At 68.8% G+C, this 13958-nt stretch carries 15 protein-coding genes; 2 read left to right on the top strand and 13 right to left on the bottom strand.

Annotation, left to right across the window (positions count from 1 at the left end; genetic code table 11):
* Window positions 1-37 precede the first annotated feature (37 nt).
* The 12 genes from ON30_RS12580 to ON30_RS12635 all read right to left on the bottom strand — a co-directional run bounded on the left by ON30_RS12580 (window position 38) and on the right by ON30_RS12635 (window position 11144).
* Window positions 38-1138: an SPFH domain-containing protein gene (locus tag ON30_RS12580; protein WP_040706837.1), complete on the bottom strand. Its 1101-nt coding sequence runs from the start codon at window positions 1136-1138 to the stop codon at window positions 38-40.
* A 21-nt stretch (window positions 1139-1159) separates the two neighbouring features.
* Window positions 1160-1393 (bottom strand): NfeD C-terminal domain-containing protein, encoded by a 234-nt coding sequence (locus ON30_RS12585; RefSeq protein WP_040706838.1) that lies wholly within the window; start codon window positions 1391-1393, stop codon window positions 1160-1162.
* Between the two features lie 25 nt (window positions 1394-1418).
* Window positions 1419-2042, bottom strand: a complete 624-nt coding sequence (locus ON30_RS12590) for a TetR/AcrR family transcriptional regulator (protein WP_051029253.1) — start codon at window positions 2040-2042, stop codon at window positions 1419-1421.
* Between the two features lie 57 nt (window positions 2043-2099).
* On the bottom strand, window positions 2100-3422 hold the full coding sequence (locus ON30_RS12595; protein WP_040706839.1) for a pyridoxal-phosphate dependent enzyme: 1323 nt from the start codon (window positions 3420-3422) through the stop codon (window positions 2100-2102).
* On the bottom strand, window positions 3422-4849 hold the full coding sequence (locus tag ON30_RS12600; protein ID WP_040706840.1) for a type III PLP-dependent enzyme domain-containing protein: 1428 nt from the start codon (window positions 4847-4849) through the stop codon (window positions 3422-3424). Before ON30_RS12600 ends, ON30_RS12595 begins: the two co-directional genes overlap by 1 nt.
* Entirely contained in the window at window positions 4846-6117 is a 1272-nt protein-coding gene (locus ON30_RS12605) for a heavy-metal-associated domain-containing protein (protein ID WP_040707073.1), read from the bottom strand. The genes ON30_RS12600 and ON30_RS12605 overlap by 4 nt, the downstream gene beginning before the upstream one ends.
* Window positions 6114-7415, bottom strand: coding sequence for an aminotransferase class V-fold PLP-dependent enzyme (locus tag ON30_RS12610; RefSeq protein WP_040706841.1), 1302 nt, complete (start codon window positions 7413-7415; stop codon window positions 6114-6116). Before ON30_RS12610 ends, ON30_RS12605 begins: the two co-directional genes overlap by 4 nt.
* Window positions 7416-7511: 96 nt before the next feature.
* Window positions 7512-7946, bottom strand: a complete 435-nt coding sequence (locus ON30_RS12615; protein ID WP_040706842.1) for a CBS domain-containing protein — start codon at window positions 7944-7946, stop codon at window positions 7512-7514.
* 77 nt (window positions 7947-8023) lie between these two features.
* Entirely contained in the window at window positions 8024-9283 is a 1260-nt protein-coding gene (locus ON30_RS12620; RefSeq protein ID WP_051029254.1) for a PucR family transcriptional regulator, read from the bottom strand.
* A gap of 175 nt (window positions 9284-9458) precedes the next feature.
* A complete protein-coding gene (locus tag ON30_RS12625; protein ID WP_040706844.1) occupies window positions 9459-9638 on the bottom strand; it encodes a hypothetical protein in 180 nt (59 codons plus the stop codon).
* 194 nt (window positions 9639-9832) lie between these two features.
* Entirely contained in the window at window positions 9833-10066 is a 234-nt protein-coding gene (locus ON30_RS12630) for a hypothetical protein (protein ID WP_040706846.1), read from the bottom strand.
* Window positions 10067-10346: 280 nt separating this feature from the next.
* Complete coding sequence (locus ON30_RS12635) at window positions 10347-11144, bottom strand: SAM-dependent methyltransferase (RefSeq protein WP_040706847.1); 798 nt, start codon at window positions 11142-11144, stop codon at window positions 10347-10349.
* Window positions 11145-11465: 321 nt separating this feature from the next.
* Here ON30_RS12635 and ON30_RS12640 point away from each other — a divergent pair, with 321 nt between their 5' ends.
* A complete protein-coding gene (locus ON30_RS12640) occupies window positions 11466-11690 on the top strand; it encodes a DUF397 domain-containing protein (RefSeq protein ID WP_040706848.1) in 225 nt (74 codons plus the stop codon).
* A gap of 88 nt (window positions 11691-11778) precedes the next feature.
* Window positions 11779-12666, top strand: a complete 888-nt coding sequence (locus tag ON30_RS12645; protein ID WP_040706849.1) for a Sco1979 family transcriptional regulator — start codon at window positions 11779-11781, stop codon at window positions 12664-12666.
* A gap of 576 nt (window positions 12667-13242) precedes the next feature.
* On the opposite strand, the gene ON30_RS12650 is transcribed toward ON30_RS12645, so the two are convergent.
* Entirely contained in the window at window positions 13243-13479 is a 237-nt protein-coding gene (locus ON30_RS12650) for a hypothetical protein (protein ID WP_245554019.1), read from the bottom strand.
* Window positions 13480-13958 lie beyond the last annotated feature (479 nt).

Consider the following 13958-nt stretch of genomic DNA (forward strand, 5'->3'; position numbering starts at 1 on the left):
CCGCTCCTCGCCGCCGCCGTCACCACTACGGGTCACTCTAACCCGCTTTACCTTCCTCGTCGTTTGAAAGAGCCTTTTGCAGGGAATTGAACACCGTCAACCCCTGACCGACCATTCCGTTCACCAATTCGCCCACGCCGTCGGGTCCGTTCAACACCGTCAGATGCGCGTTGGACAGTCCGGCCGAAGCCTGCTTCACGATTTCGGGCAACTGTTCGATGAGCAGCTGATCCAGCGCGATGCGGTTGTTCGACGCCGCCGCCTCGGCCTGGATCCGGGTGCGCGCGGCCTCCGCCTCGGCCAGGATGCGCACGCGCTCGGCCTCGGCCTGCGCGGGTTTGACCACCTCGGCCTGCAACTGCTGTTCGCGCAGGTGGGCCTGTTTGACGGCCTGTTCGGCCTGCGCGGTGAGCACCTCCTGCAACGCGATCGCCTCGGCCAGCGGACCGGCCTGCCCGGCCTCGGCGTTGGCCCGGTCGATGTCGCGCTGGTACTGCGCCTTGAGGATCGAGGTCTCGCGCTCGTATTCGGCCTGCCTGCGCAACGATTCCTGTTCGGCCTCGGCGGCCCGCTGCGCCGCCTGGGCCTGCGCGATCTGCGCGTCGCGCTGCACGGCGGCGTTGTGCGGGGCGGCCAGGGCGTTGATGTAGCCGAGATTGCCGTCATCGATGGACTGGATCTGGAACGAGTCGACCCACAGGCCGATATTGCTCATCTCCACCTTCGAGGCCACCAGCACCTCGTCGGCCAGTTTCTGCCGTTCCCGGATGATCTCCTCGACCGTCATCGAGCCGACGATCGAGCGCAGGTGACCGGAGAAGATCCGGCCCGTCAGCACCGACATCTCGCGCTCCTGCTCGGACAGGAAACGCTGCGCGGCGTTGACGATCGACTGGGTGTCGTTGGCGACCTTGAACGCGATCACCGCGCGGACGTCGAGTTGGATCGCCTGCTTGGTGACGCAGCGTTCCTTGATCTCGGACTCGAACATGGCCAGCGACAGGAAACTGACCTTGCGGAACAGCGGCACCACCCACGTGCCGCGGCCGATGATGACCTTGAACGGCGCGTTGTCCTTGACCTTGGCACCGCTGACGAGCATGGCCTCGTCGGGATCGGGAACGTGGTAACCCAGCAACGTCGAACTCCTCTGTTCAGCTCAGATGTCTTCCACGGGGCCCGGAGTCAGCGGCACCCACGGAACGACGTCGACGATGCGGCCGGGGTGGGCGGCGATGATCAGCACGCTCGTCCCCGCCGCGATCGGCTCCTGCGCCCGCGCGATGTACGACTCGGTTCCCCCGCGAATCGCGACCAGGACCTCTCCCAACGCCCCGCTGTCGCGAATCGGTGAGGTCATGGTACCCGTCAACCCCGTCACCGGATCGGTCATCGAAACGTTCTCCTGGCTGCGCCCGCTAGCGGTAGAGGGTGCGGTAGGCGGTGATGGTCGCGACGCAATGGTCGACGATCTGTTCGCGGGTGGCGCGCAGCGACCCGTTGAGCCAGGCCGAGAACATGCCCGCGTTCCCGCTGGCCATGGTGACCGCGGCCAACCGCCGCCGGACCGGGTCCTCGATGTGGGCGAACAGGTGGTCCTGGATGAGCCGGGTGAACGCGGGCATCACCGCGATGGTGGTCTGGCCGAGTCCGGTGCTGGAGTACGGCTCGACCAGGAACAGCCGGGATTTGCGCGGATCCTCGAGCACCTTGTCGACGAGGATGGCCGCCAGGGCGCGGTCGCGGCTCGGGTCGTCGCCGACCGCGAAGGCCGTCATCGGTTCCAGGAATTCCTCGGCGACCTGCCGGTAGAGCACGTCGAGCAGTTCGTCGCGACTGGCGAAGCTCTCGTAGAAGTAGCGGTCGGTGAGGTTGGCGCGACGGCAGACCGCGCGCATGGTGACCCCCGCCGCCCCGGACTCCCCGATCAGGTTCAACGCGGCCTCGAGCAACGCCACCCGCCGCGCCTCGCGCCGCTCGGTGAGCGTCGTCCCGCCCCAGATCCGGGGGCCGCCGTCCTCTGCTTCCTGACTTGTCCGCACCGCCCCACACTAGTAGTCCGGAACGCCCCGGTACCTGTGTGGGCGGCGGGGCGCTGGTCACCGGTCGGATTCCAGCGGCAGGCCCGCGTCGCGCCAGGCGAGCACGCCACCTTCCAGACTCGCCGCGTCCAGGCCCGCGGCGGCGGCGAGGGCGGCGAAGCGCCGCGACAGCTCACCGACCGGGCAGACGAAGACCACCGGCCGGGAACGGGGGAAAGGCGTTCCCTGGGAGAGCATTTCGTCGAGGTGGTCGTCGCGGATGTTGATCGCTCCCGGCACGTGCCCGATCCGGTAGGCCATCGCGCCGCGGGTGTCCACGATCACCGGCAGTCCGTCGCGCAGCAGGTCGGCGAGTTCGACGGGCGAGAGCGCCCGCGCCGCCGCTACTTCCGCCGCGTCGGGTTCGGGGCGGCGTTCGGCGCGGCCGAACAGTTCGGGTCGGCGCTTCTTGATGTAGGACAGGTAGGGCTCGAGCCGATCGCAGACGATGACGACGGCGACCACCGGGGCGTCGTCCGCGGGCGGTCGATCCGCGAGGGTGCGCAGCGCCGCCGCGTAGGCCGCGCCGCTGGTCGGTCCGGCCAGTACGCCGTATCCGGTGGCCAACCGCAGCGCGCCGTCGACGGCCGCGCCGGATTCGACGGTGACGATGTCGTCGTAGAAATCCGGCCGGAACAGGCCGACGTCCCACATCTCGGTCTCCGAGCGGATCCCCGGGATGAAATCCGAGCGATGCGACACCACCGCGATCGTGCGCAACCCCGGATGACGTTCCCGCAGGTAGGTGGCGGTCCCGCGGGTGGACCCCGAGGTGCCGAGGCCGCCGATCAGATAGTCGACGCGCCCGGGACCGCCGGGGCCGCACAGATCCTCGTGGATCTCGCGGCCGGTGCCGAGGCTGTGCGCCTCGATGTTCTTCTCATTGGTGTACTGCGAGAGGTGGTGGTAGGTCTCGGGGTGCTTGGCCATGGTCGAGGCGATGACGGAGTACACGTCGTTGGGCGTGGTCGGGTCGGGGCATTCCGACAGGCCGGGCAGTTCCACGATCTCGGCGCCGAGCAGGTGCAGCAGGTCGCGTACCTCGGCGACCTTGATCCGGTTGGTCACCGCGCGCAGTCCGATTCCGTGCGGTGCGCCGAGCAGGCGCAGCGCCTTGGCGGTGTTGCCGCTGGACGCCTCGATCAGGGTGCGTCCGTCCGCGGTGATGCCCGGTAGTTCCTCGCTCAGCATGGCGGCCGCCACCCGGTCCTTGACCGAGCCGAACGGGTTGTGCGACTCCAGTTTCGCGTACAACTCGACCCCGTCGAGACCGTGCACGGCCGGGTCGAGGCGCAGCAGGGGGGTATCGCCGATCAGTTCGGCGACGTTGTCGTAGCGCATCAACCCACCTCGACCGGATCCGGCGTGTACTCGGCGTCCGGACACAGCAGGAACCGATCCGCCAGCACCACCGCGACTCTCGGGATCGGCGGGTGCAGGCAGGCCCGTGCCGCCGACAGATCCATGTGGTAGGCGGCGGTATTGGGGAACACCACCAGGTCACCCGGTCGCGGCAGCCGCGCCAGGCGCACCAGGTGATTGGTGATCATGTCCCGCTCCAGGCACAGGTGACCGGTGAAATAGACGCCCACCGGCGTACCGTCGGCGTCCGCGCCGTCGCGGGCCAGCACGATCGGGTCCACCATGACCTCCTGATCGGCCGGGGTCACCGCGTCGCGGCTCAGATCGAGGGCGACCAGCACCGTGCCGTCGGCGAGTTCTTTGGTGAACTCGACCGAGGCGACCGTCACTCCCGCGTGATCCACCAGCGCCTTGCCGGGTTCCAGCCACACGCTCAGCAGATTGTCGGCGGCCACCTCGGCCATCGTGCGCCCGCCGTGCCGTGCCAACGGGGCGGTCAGCAGATCCTCGAGCATCCGCGCGGCGGTGACGGTGTTGCCGTACTTGTGGAAGACCGGCGTTCCGTTCACCGCGCCCGCCTCGATCCGGTAGCCGAAGCTGTTCTCGCCCCAGCTCATCGGCGCGCCCCGACCCAGCAGCGATTCCCGCAGCGCGTGCACGTACCCGTCGAACCGGGCCACGTCGGCGGTGAACACCTGGCGCAGGCCCCCGCCGATGTTCAGCACCGAGGGACGGTGCCCGCGCCCGTGCGCCTGTTCGATCAGCGCGAGGCACGCCTCCACGGCGTGCACCCGGTCGGCGAGTTCGCCGGAATCGAGGTGGAAGGCGAATCCTAGCAGCCGCACCCGGTCGCCGCCGTCGTCCAGGATCTCGAACGCCCGCGACATCTGCCGCAACGCGATGCCGAAACGGGTGGCGGGCGTGCCCGGTACCCCCGCGACGCGCAGCAGCAGCGGAACTCGCGCGCCCTCGGCGACCGACTCCACGATCCGGCCCAGTTCCCAGAGATTGTCGACGTTGACCGTCGCGCCGCTGTCCAGGACCGGGCGCAGGAACCGGTCGCCCTTGGGGCCGGTGACCTCCACGCGCCGCGGCGCGAACCCCGCCGCGAGCGCGCCCGCGAGTTCGGCGGGCGAGGCCACGTCGATCGCGATCCCGGCCGCCGCGGCGGTCCGCACGAACGCCGAGGACTGATTCACCTTGTGCGCGTAGCAGATCCGGTGATCCGCCGTGCGACGCCGCGCCACCTCCGTCAACGCGGACAGATTGCGGGTGAACACCTGCGGGAACACCAGGTGGACCGGACTGCCGAAGCGTGCGACGGCCTGCGCGGGCGCGACGGGATCTTCCAGGAAGGCCCGCACCGTCGGATCGAGCAGCGCGGGCAGTGCGGGCGAAGTGTTCATCCGACCGTTTCCGAGGTCCGCGGGGCGCGCGGGCGCTGGGTCACCGGGTTGTAGCCGCCGTCCCGGATCGCCTCGAACGCGCGGATCCGATTGCGCGGACTGCGGAATTCGGCCACCACCCGCTTGCTGATCAGGTCGATCTCGGCGACTGCGATATCCATCGACTCCAGCACACCGGTGATGGTGTGCACACAGTGCTTGCAGTTCATGTCCGGGACGTAGAAGACCCGGTCCTCGCCGGTGGCCGGGATGTCGGCGATGGAATCCTCGATGTCGGTGGCGATCTCCACGATCTCGCACCGGTCGACCAGGTCGCAGAACACGTCCACGAACAGTGCCGCCACCTCGGGCAGCAGGCTGTAGTGCGCGCCGTCGAACTGGTGCGGCATCGCGGCCAGGCAGGCCGGGCGGGTGCCGGTGGGCAGCAGCGCGTACTGGCGCGAGATCAGGTCGAGTTCGTCGTGGTACTTGCGGATCGCCTCGTCCACGCCGAGCCCCTCGACCCGGGTCGCGCGCCGCATCACCAGGTGCGCCTCGGTGATCGTGGCGTCCTTCATCGCGCGCAACGTCGCGACGGTGTCGGCGGTGTAGCGCACCGTGCCGCCGGGTTGGGCCGACAACGTCACCGGGATCATCCCGCGCCGATAGGTCGAAGCCTGCAACTCCCAGTACCAGCGCGTCGCCACCGCGGCGAAGATCCCGGATTCCTCGATCCCGCGAGCGAATTCGACCGGCGTGCGATACGGCGTCTGCCGGGCCAGCAGCGCGTGCTGGGCCAGCGCGCGCCCCGTGGCCTCGATCCCGACGCGGAAGATCTCCAACGGTTCGTGATCGGTGGTCGTCCCCGTCAGCACCGCGCGGGCGTAGGGCGACAGGGCCGCGATCCGCTCGGCCAGCGCGGTGTTCGCGGTCAGCCCGTGCCACAGCGTCAACACCGCCTCGCGCGCCAGGATCGGCACCACCGGACCGAGTCCATCGGCGCGGTAGTGGCCCGCGTTCGGGATGCCGTCGCTGTCGACCCAGGTGATCCGGTGCGAGGCGCTGGTCACCTGGTAGGGCGCGCAGGGACGCATGAACCGGTCGAGATACAGCCGCTGGGAGTAGGTGAGGTGGCTGTTGGGTTCGGTGCGCAGCGCGGTGCCGGTGTATTCCAGACGCCGCGCGGCGAGCGGCGCGGCGATCTCGAACAGGCCGGGCCGGGCGAGGTCGGCCAGCACCCGGGACGCGGCCCGCCGGTCGTAGCGCGGGGAATCGCTGCGCTCGGTCACGAAACCTCCTCGGCGATCGCCGCGACGCACCGGACGAACCGGTCGATCTCGTCGAACGTCGTATAGATGTGGGTGCTGACGCGCACCGAATCGAGTTCGCGTCGCCCGAGGGCGGCGTCGGGGACGGTGCAGTGCAGGCCGGTGCGGACCAGGAAGCCGTACTCCCCGAGCACGAAACCCAGGTCGGCGCTGGAGATCCCGGCGAGGGTGAACGAGACGATGCCGTAGCCGACGCCGCAGCGCGCGTGCGCGGGACCGGGCAGGAACTCCAGGCCGGGGATCGGCCGCAGTCCCTCGATCAACCGCGCGGTGAGCGCGCGATCGTGTTCGGCGACGACGTCGAGGCCGAACGATTCCAGCACCTCGATCGCCGCGCCTAGGGCCAGGATGCCGGGGATGTCGGGGGTGCCGCCCTCGAGCAGACGCGGCATCCCGGTGGGGACCAGTCCGCCCTCGGTCAGTGCGACCCCGGAATTGCCGCCCGGCAGGAACGGTCGCAGGCGATCGTGGATCCGGCGGCGGCAGTACAGGATTCCGGTGCCCGGCGCGCCGAACATCTTGTGCGCGGCGAAGATCGCGAAATCCGCGCCCAGTTCGGCGACGTCGATCGGCAGATGGCCGCCGCTCTGGCTGCAATCGAAACACAGCAGCACCTCCGGATCGAGGCGGCCGCGCAGTTCCTCGAGCGTGCTGCGCGAGCCGAAGACGTGGTGCAGGTGCGCGACGGTGATCAGGCGGGTGCGCGGGGTCAGCTTCGCCGCGATGTCCTCGGTGTCGGCTTCGCCGGTCGCCGTCGTCGCGTACGGCACCAACTCGACGCGCCGACCGAAATGGGCCAGCGTCTGGCGCAGGTGGTGCCACGGGTAGACGTTGGAGGCGTGGTCGTTCGGGTTGTAGAGGATCTGGTCGCCGTCGGCGAGCGCCGTCAACCCCCAGGACTGGGCGACGACGTTGATCCCGGCCGTCGCGCCGGAGGTGAACACCACCTCGTCGGGATGTTCGGCCCCCAGGAACGCCGCCGCGCGGGCGCGCACCGCGGACAATTCGGCGCCGAGACCGCTGGACCAGGCGTGGGTGCCGCGGTCGGCGTTGGCCGTGCGCGAGGTGTGGTAGCGGTGGATCGCGTCGATGACCGGCATCGGCTTCTGCGTCGTGGCGGCGCTGTCGAGATACACCTCTCGGGCGCGCGTCAACGCCGGGAAGAGTTCACGCGCCTCGGCGCGCACGGCGACGACCCGCGGCGCCGGACGCACGGACGACGGCCGGGCGGCACGCGACCCGGGCGCGGGTGAGGGCAACGTATCGCTCCCTTCGCAGGACGCTGTCCACGATACGCAATTCTTCCCGGGTGCATCGAAGGTTTCAGAGGGACAACATCTTTCGCGCGCCGTCGGTCAGTACTGCCCCTGCACGTAGGCGACCAGGGTGCTGCGCTCGGTGCTCAGCTCCGACAGCGCGCTCTTGACCACGTCGCCGATGCTCACGATGCCGACCAGCCTGCCCTGCGACACCACCGGAAGATGGCGCACGCGGTGCTCGGTCATCACCCGGCGCAGCCCGTCGACCTGGTCCTGCGGCGCGCACACCCGGACCTCGGTGGTCATGATCGTCGCGACCGCGGCGTCGAGCAGTCCGGGACCGTGGCGGTGCAGATGCCGCACCACGTCGCGTTCGGAGACGATGCCGAGGATCCTCGCGCCGTCGGGGGAGACGACGACCGCGCCGATCTCGTGCTCGGCCAGGATCGCCAACAGCACGCCGACCGTCGTGGCGGGGGTCACGGTGGTGACGTGACTGCCCTTACTCCGTAAGATTTCCGCGATTCGCATAGCTCACCATCCTCGGCACGGGGTTCAAGCATCCCCCCTTCGCCTCCCGGTGACCAGCACGAATCCGCTACGGCCGGTCAGGGGCGGTCGGGGACCCCGCGTTCGAGGTCGCGGGCGAGCAGCGCGATGGCCGCCTGGGAGATGCCCGCCGAGGTCGCCAGGTCGATCGGCGTGAGCTGGGCGATGCGCCGCAGCCGGTAGTCGACGGTGTTGGGGTGGACGTAGAGCTGGCGGGCGGTGAGCCTGCGGTTCATGTCGTTGCCCAGGTAGGCGCGCATGGTGGCGAACAGTTCGGGGTGATCGTCGAGTGGGTCCAGTACGGTCGCGATGCGGTGGCCCGCCGGCCCACCCCGGGTCAGCTGGTACTCCACGGCCAGGTCCGCCATCCGGTAGAGGCCGGGACCGCGCGCGCCGACCTGGACCAGGCCGAGCAGTTCGTGGGCCTGCCGGGCGGCCGCGGGCACCTCGTCGGTGACGCTGTCGACCACCGCGGCGCGCAGCGGCACCTGCGCGGCCTCCGACAGCAGGGTGAGGATCTCGGGGGTCAACAGCGGCCCGTCCCCGTCGGCCGGAATCAGCAGGGTGCCGCCCTCGGGGGACAGCAGCGCGAGCGCCCTGGACTCCAGCGCGGAGGCGAGCCGCGACTGTAATCGACGCAGCGTGCGCCGGGCGACGACGGTGGGGTCGGCCCTCGGGTCGGTTTCGTCGGGGTGCTCGGCCACGGCCAGCGCCACCACTTGGTAGGCCGCCGCGATCGGGATGCCCGCCTGCCGGGCCGGCGCTTCGGCGCCGCGCCCGCCGAGCAGCGCCGAGGCCACCGTCTGCGCCGCGGTCTGGTGTTCGCGGTCGGCCACCTGCTGCTCGTCGAGGTAGACCTCGGAGATCTCGGCGGTGATCGCCGCGAGCAGCGCCAACAGCAGGTCCGTCGCCGCCATGACCTCGCGCACGTCCTCGGCTCCGGCGTGCGCGGTGACCAGCCCGAAAGCGATCCGCAAACCCTCGTGGTAGGCGCTGAGCACCGCGCCCAGCGGCACCGACTGCCGGGCCCACCGGCTCGCGGCGTCGCGGATCTCACCGAATCGCTCGGCGCCGGGAACCGCGCGCCGGTCGAACATCTCGGCCGCCAACGCCAGGCAGTTCTCGGTCAGCCGGGTGACGTCGCCACGCAGTTGCTCGCCCGTCGCGCCGGGGCAGGCGTTCGTGCGGGAATCGAAATAGCCGACCATTCGCGAGGCCACCCGATCGGTGTTCCGCAACGAGACCGACGCGCGGAAGCCGCCGATTTCGAGTGCCGCATCGGGTAGTTCGGCGGACAGATCAAGCGCGGAGTTGGTCATCGATGTCGCTCCCGGGCCCTCGGGCCGACATATCCGGCCCGAATTCGTCGCATCACTATACGGAATGGATATGACCGCGGTGCCGGGTTCGGGTGAGTTCATCGTCGGGCCCGTGGCGACGAAAGCCGTTGTGCCCGCGCCTGTTCGCCGAGGACGGCGGTGCGGGCGCGTGGTGTCAGTCCTCCGGGCGGTCCCGGATGGCGCCGTCGCGGATCTCGTGTTCGATGGCGACGGCGGCGTAGTGCTGCCCGCAGGCGTGCAGTTGGGCGATGCGATGGTGCAGGGCTTCGGTGCCGTAGGCGGCGGCGATCTCCGCGATGCCGATGCGGCGCCGACGGCGTGGTGGCTGGTCCATGTGGTGCCCTTGGACTCTGGCGCACCGAAATCCGAACGGCGACGCCGACGCGGCTCCGGGTGCGAACTCCCGTGATGTGACCCGGCCGAGTCTAGGGCGGTTTACGGTACGGGTGCAAGAACGTTCGCAAGGACGAATGAGCGAACATCCGGCATGTGCGTGGCTGAGGGAAGGACTGCGGGGAGGGGGAGGGGCTATTCCTCGTCGAGGCCGGCGGAGAGATAGGCCGCCGCGGCCAGCCACTGCCTGCACTGCGGGCCGTGCACCTCGTGCACGCGCAGGATCTCGCGGGCGCGGCGGTAGGTCAACCCGCCGGGCTCGCCGCCGCATTCGGCGGTGACGCGATCGGCTGTGGTACTACGGGGTCGATCCGACTCGGCGCCGACGGCCGCGGCGCTTCGATGGGAAGTGCGAAATGCCTGGCTCATGTCGACCGCCCCTCGCGTGTGGCTCGGGGGAGGTGGAGGTGTGGCATCGACGGTGATGCTCGGAGCTTCGGATTCCCGGATTTCCCGGGACATTCCGCCGTCGGTTCCTCCCCGACTGTTCTGTCGAGTTTATGGGTCTCCAGGTTGCGAATGCAAGCACATCTGCACGAACAATCGGGTTCGCCGCTGAAATAAACCGACAGGTACGAAAACGGCGATTTCCTACCCCCGGGTCGGAAATCGCCGTCACGCGCGCGATACTCGCGCGGAAAACTCGAGCTCAGGGCTTGCGCGCCACCCCGCAGTAGGCCGAGATGGGGCGAACTTCGCCGACCTCGGTATCGCCGGCCCGCCACTGGGTGAGCGAGACGAAGCCGGGCTCCACGAGCTCCAAACCGTCGAAGACGGCGCGGATCTGGGCTTGCGGGCGCGGGACGTAGGGCGTGCCGCCGGTTCCGGTGTAGTTCTGGCACAGCGTCACGTACGCCTCGCTGTCGTCGCTGCCGTCCCACATCACCAGGTAACTGCCCGAGGGCACCGCGTCCAGCACCGTGCGCACGATCCGCAGCAGGTCGTCGTAGGACTTCGCGTGGCCGAGCACGCCCATGAACATCACGGCCACCGGTTCGTTGAAGTTCAGTACGTTCTTGGCGTCGGCGATGATCTGCTCGGGGAAGTGGTAGTCCGAATCCACGTAGGTGGTCACGCCTTCCGGCGTGGTGCTGGTCAGCAGCGCGCGCGCGTGGGTGAGCACCAGCGGGTCGTTGTCGACGTAGACGACCTTGGACTCCGGGGCCACACCCTGGGCGACCTCGTGGGTGTTCTGCATCGTCGGCAGGCCCGTGCCGATGTCGAGGAACTGCCGGATGCCGACCTCGCCAGCGAGGTAACGCACCGCGCGGATGAGGAATTGTCGCGACTGCACGGCCATCGTGGTGATCTCCGGGTCCACCGCGATACCCGCGTCACCGGCCTCGCGGTCGATTTCGTAGTAATCCTTGCCGCCCATCCAGTAATTCCAGATCCGGGCGGAATGCGGGATGTCGGTGCGGATCAGGGGGGCATGGTCTTCGGGCATTGCGTTGTGCTCCTCAGCAAGCGTGTCCTGGCGGCACGCCGGGTGGGTGTCGCGACGGGCTGGTGCATCCGATGTGCTCTGTGACAGTACAAGATTCGTCGGCCCGCAGCGGGCCGGTTCGGCGACCCGGAATCGGCATCCCGCGACTTCTTCTGTGCCCGTTTAAAAGCCGACCGGTAGGTCTGAATTATCGGCCGCGCGTCACGGAAGTTCGTGCTATCGTCGCCGCGGCGGTGCGAATGCAAGAACGTTTGAGCGTGCATTTGCAAGACCGCCGATTCTCACGGCAATGTTCATCCGGTGCGACCGAGGAGTGAAAGAATGTCCGAAATGTCCACGCGCAAGATCGAAAGCGCTTGGCGCAAGAGCTCGTTCAGCGGCCCGAACGGTGGCAACTGCGTGGAGGTGGCCGAGGCGACGGGCGGACTCGTGGCGATGCGGAACTCGCGTGATCCCGAAGGGGCCGTGCTGTTCTACACGCGTCCGGAGATCGACGCGTTCGTTCGCGGGGCGAAAGCCGGCGAATTCGACGATTTGACTAGCTGAAAGGTAACATTGAGGTCGGCGCGGTGTGTTCTACAGCCGATGTTCTGTGACACACTGATGGGCACCCTCTAGTACGGAGACGAACTCCATGATCGCAGAACCCGATGACGACGGTCGTGTGCAATCGGTTGCCGTGGAACGTGGTCCGACCGTGCTTCGGATCGCGCTCGGCGGACAGTTGCGCAAACTCCGGGAGAGCAGGGGCATCACCCGCGAGGCCGCCGGCGACGCGATACGTGGTTCCCACGCGAAGATCAGTCGCTTGGAGCTGGGACGCACCGGTTTCAAGGAACGCGATATTCGCGATCTGCTGACCTTGTACGGCGTGCTCGACACCGAGGAGCGCGAAGCGTTCCTCGAATTGGCGCGCCAGGCCAACGAACCCGGGTGGTGGCATCGCTACAGCGATCTGCTGCCCACCTGGTTCGGCACATATCTGGGGTTGGAACAGGCCGCGCGCAAGATCCGCACCTACGAGGCGCACCTGGTGCCCGGCCTGCTCCAGACCCCCGAATACTCCAGGGCCGTCCTGTCGCTGGGCAGCGACGACTCCGACACCGAACGGCGCGTGCAGATCCGCCAGCGCCGCCAGGAACTGCTGTACCGGGACGAAGCTCCCGTGATCTGGGCGGTCATCGACGAGGCGGCACTGCACCGCCCGGTCGGCGGCACTCGGGTGCAGCGCGACCAGATGCACCATCTGATCAAGCTGGCGGGCATTCCGAACGTCACCATCCAGGTCCTGCCCTACTCCGCGGGCGAGCACGCCGCGGCGGGGAGTTCGTTCAGCATCCTGCGCTTCGCCGAACCCGAACTGCCCGACGTGGTCTACCTGGAACACCTGACCAGTGCGCTCTACCTCGATCGTCGTCAGGACCTCGCGCAGTACCTGTCGGTCATGGACAGGTTGAGCGTGCAGGCCCTGCCACCGGACAAGTCGATCGAGATGCTCAGGGATTTCGCGGAGACGCTGTAGTTCGTCACGACCGGCAGGCGCCGCGCGAGCACCGATCGGGTGCGAGTCGAAGGAATTCGACTCGCACCCGATTTTCGTGCGCGGACAGCATGCGATTCGCGTGCGGCAGCGCGAGCATTCTTCCCTGCTGGGCGCTGGGCGCTGGGCGCTGGGCGTTGGGCGTTGGGCGTTGGGCGTTGGGCGTTGGGCGTTGGGCGTTGGGCGTTGGGCGTTGGGCGTTGGGCGTTGGGCGTTGGGCGTTGGGCGCTGGGCGCTGGGCGCTGGGCGCTGGGCGCTGGGCGCTGGGCGCTGGAGGGCGCGAATGCGCCGAGGGAATCGCGAGAGTTCGCAGGTACCGTGCGGCTTGCGCCGGGGGGCGATGCTACGGGGCCGTCGGCCGGACGGGTGAGCCGTGGTGGCCGGCCGGAAATGTCACGGCACGGGAAGTCGCCGCCGGAGAGCCGGGGCTCTTCGGTTACGTGGTGCATCGCCGTGGTGCATCGCCGCGGTCGGTTACACGATGCACCGTCGCGGGTCGGTGACCGCGACGGCGAGCACGCGCGTCGGTCTTGCGGGACGGACGCGCGGAGCCGGAACCTACTGTCTGATGAACGTGGAGGTGATCCGCCAGAACATGTCGGGCTGCAACGCGTTCATATCCCAGTCGTCGGCGATCGCGTGCGCGGTGCTGACGATCCGGTCGATGTCGAAATCGTTGCGGGTGGCGGCTCCCGTGGATTCGACCGCGTCGATGACGAAGGCGACGGCGGTCTCCCGCGAGTAGGCGACATTCCTGCGGCCGGTGAAGGCCGACGGTGTACTCATTGTTGTCATAACCGTTTCCTTGACTGTTCGACCGGTGCGGCATCGGCGTGACCGAGCCGGCCGCCGGGGGTGGTCGAGCGATCCCATCCCCTGATTCGTGGCGGCAGCAAACTTCTGGCGACACTGCCTTCCGTCAGCTCACGGGCCTCCCCTTGTTGTGCCCTGACTGGCGCTGCGCGACTGAGTCTAGGTCCGTCGACCTTTCGGATGCAAGTACATCTGTACGATCCATTTGTATTCGCGCAACGAGGTTTTCGAGCTTTCCGCCCCGTGGACCCGCCGTTCCGACCGGGCGGTTCGCGCGGGTGGCGGACACGCCCGGCGGTTGCGCGACCGGCGCGTCGAAGGTTCGCGTTCGCGGAATCACCCGGTGCGTCCGGTGTTACGCCGATGGCCGGAGGTGTGCCAGACGGCCGGACCCGACCGTTCGGCCTGTCCCGCGCAGGTGGGGCGGTGATCTTGTGCGCGTGGTGCGTAGGCGGTGGGGG

Origin of the sequence: Nocardia takedensis NBRC 100417 (genome assembly GCF_000308695.1) — a bacterium.
Classification (GTDB): domain Bacteria; phylum Actinomycetota; class Actinomycetes; order Mycobacteriales; family Mycobacteriaceae; genus Nocardia; species Nocardia takedensis.